1 protein-coding gene is annotated in these 810 nt (G+C 51.9%); it reads left to right on the forward strand.

Annotated elements, in window-relative coordinates:
• Positions 1-810, forward strand: an 810-nt coding sequence (locus ACTNBK_RS17130) for an IS256 family transposase (protein WP_441147900.1), incomplete at both ends; no start/stop codon positions are given.

Raw genomic sequence — 810 nt, forward strand, 5'->3', positions numbered from 1 at the left:
GAGCCTGTTCAAAGAGACGATTGCCGAGTTCATGGAAAACGGCCTTGATGCTGAGCTGGACGACGAACTGGGCTACAGCAGGTACGACTATAAAAATAAGGACACGGACAACAGCCGGAACGGGCACAGCAGCAAAACGCTGCGCACCAGCTTCGGTGATGTGGAGATATCCGTGCCCCGGGATCGTAAGGGGGAATTTGAGCCTCATGTGCTGAAGAAAAACCAGACCAGCATCAGTCAGGACATCGAGGAGAAGATCCTGTCCATGTACGCCAAGGGCATGACCACGTCGGATATAGAGACCCATATTCAGGAGATCTACGGCGTAGAGGTATCTGACACGACCGTAAGCCGCATCACGGACAAGATTCTCCCTATCGCAAAAGAATGGCAGCAGCGGCCGTTGGAGAGCGTCTACGCGGTGGTTTTCATGGATGCCATCCACTACCATGTCCGCAGCGAAGGGCAGATCGTGAAGAAGGCAGTCTATATCGCCATCGGTATTGATCTGGACGGCAGGAAAGATGTTCTGGGCATGTGGGTCGGTGAAAATGAAAGCGCCAAATACTGGGCAACGGTACTCAACAGCCTGAAAAACCGCGGAATTGAGGACATTTTCATCGCCTGCACGGATAATTTGACCGGGTTTTCCACTGCCATTGAAGCCGTATTTCCCCAAACGGAAATCCAGAACTGTATTATCCATCAGCTCCGAAATTCCAGCAAATATGTATCCTACAAGGACATAAAGGCACTCATGGCAGATTTGAAGGCAGTCTACGCCGCAGTCGATGAGGCTGCTGCGCTGGA

Origin of the sequence: Intestinimonas sp. HCP28S3_D6, assembly GCF_052065695.1 — a bacterium.
Classification (GTDB): domain Bacteria; phylum Bacillota; class Clostridia; order Oscillospirales; family Oscillospiraceae; genus Intestinimonas.